Source organism: Candidatus Magnetominusculus xianensis (assembly GCA_001541255.1).
In the GTDB taxonomy this organism is placed as follows: Bacteria; Nitrospirota; Thermodesulfovibrionia; order Thermodesulfovibrionales; family Magnetobacteriaceae; genus Magnetominusculus; species Magnetominusculus xianensis.
Genome location: LNQR01000015.1, coordinates 1 through 1,736, shown reverse-complemented (window position 1 = coordinate 1,736; position 1,736 = coordinate 1). Strand labels below are relative to the sequence as shown.

The 1,736-nt window shown below is 60.6% G+C and carries 3 protein-coding genes; all 3 read left to right on the top strand.

The annotated features are described in order from the left end of the window. Positions 1 to 215 (top strand): flagellin (locus ASN18_RS01665; RefSeq protein ID WP_306688508.1); only part of this gene is annotated, 215 nt, incomplete at its 5' end. 155 nt (positions 216 to 370) lie between these two features. Further along, positions 371 to 685, top strand: a complete 315-nt coding sequence (locus ASN18_RS01660) for a hypothetical protein (RefSeq protein ID WP_157072778.1) — start codon at positions 371 to 373, stop codon at positions 683 to 685. A gap of 42 nt (positions 686 to 727) precedes the next feature. Next, the coding region (gene fliD, locus ASN18_RS01655) for a flagellar filament capping protein FliD (protein WP_157072777.1) at positions 728 to 1,736 on the top strand (1,009 nt) is incomplete at its 3' end.

Here is a 1,736-nt window from a genome sequence, read left to right as displayed (position 1 = left end):
TGGGCGCGGTGCAGAACCGCTTCGAGGCGATCATCTCCAATCTGTCCAACGTGGTGGAGAATCTGTCCGCCGCCCGTTCCCGCATCATGGACGCGGACATCGCCAACGAGACCGCCACCCTGACCCGCAATGCCATTTTGCAGCAGGCCGGCACCGCTGTCCTGGCCCAGGCCAATCAGCAGCCCCAACTGGCCCTGCAATTGCTGGGTAAATGACGCGCATGGATTTGTCTGGGGCATGATGCCTTGGCGTTTTCATGCCCCCGATTTTTTTTTATTTGGATTTCGGGTATTTTTCTCACAAGGAAACCATCCAATCGGCCGATAAGCTATTCGGATGGATTGGGTTTTGGATTGCAAGGAACCCGGTCATGAAAGTATCAACAACCATCAATGCGGGACGCCCCATCCTGTCGCTGGGTGATCTGGTGGGCGTTTCGGTGGAGGGAGAGGCGTCGGACACCCTGTTTCTGGAATCCCTGGTGGCCGAGGCCAATCGCACGCTGGAGAGTTTGCACGCCATCAATCTGTTGGTGGAAGGGCAACAGGAGAAGACATCGGTTCGGGTGGCCTACCGGGAGACCCGTCAGGAGATTGGCAGAATCTCCGCGGACGACATCCCGGATCTGGCAAACAGAGTCCGTCAACTGAAGGGCATGCTGCTCGACACCGCCGGAGAGGCGTGACGGGGTGGTCGTCGAAGACAGGCGGATCCAAAGGAGGTTCTCATGGCAGTCGGCAATGTGACATTCGCGGGCATGGCAAGCGGTCTGCCAGCCGATCTCGTGGACAAGTTGTTGGAGGCGCAAAAGACCCGCCTCAAATCCTATGAGCGGGACAAGACCTTCTTCACCAACCAGCAGACCGCCTTCGGCGAGCTGGAAACCCGGATGCTCGCCCTGCAAACCAAGGCCAAGGAGTTGCAGGACACCACGGCCTGGGCGCCCCATACCGTCAGCTCCTCCGACGAGGATCAGGTCACGGTCACCGCCGACTCCACGGCCCAACCCGCGGACCACACCATTCATGTGACCCAGTTGGCCACCTACAACACGGCGGTCATGGATACGGGTGTGGCCACCTCTGCCACCCTGCTGGGGGCGGGGACGTTCACGTTCGAGTACGACGGCAGCACGCAGAACAATCTCGACGGCAACGCGCCCCCTTATCAGTACAGCGTCGCCATCGGGGCGACCGACACCATCAACGATCTCGCCGCCTCCATCAACGCCCTGGATTTCGGGAGCACCGCCTCGGGGTTGAGCGCCAGCGTGCTCAACGACGGCTCCACCTATCGTCTGGTGCTGACCGCCAAAGACGGCGGCACGGTCTATCCCGGCGGCACCAAACGGATCACCAACGTCAGCGCCCTGGGGGGCAGCAACTTCACCGTGAGCACCCCGACCAACGCCCAATTGACCATCGACGGGGTCGCGGTCTCCAGTCCCACCAATCAGGTGTCCGACGCCCTCACCGGCGTGACCCTCAACCTGAAACAGCTCACCGGAGCGGCCGGGGTCACGGTCTCCATCCAGAACGACAAGTCGGCGCTCAAGACCACGCTGAACAGCTTTGTGGACTCCTTCAACGAGGTGATCGATTATGTCAATCAGCACAAAACCGATACCCTCTCGGGAGAATCCCTGGCCAGAAGCGTCATCTCCCAGATGCGGAACGTGCTCAACACCCAGACCCAGACGGCGGCCAATACCCCGCTGACCCCCTTTTCCACCTTGT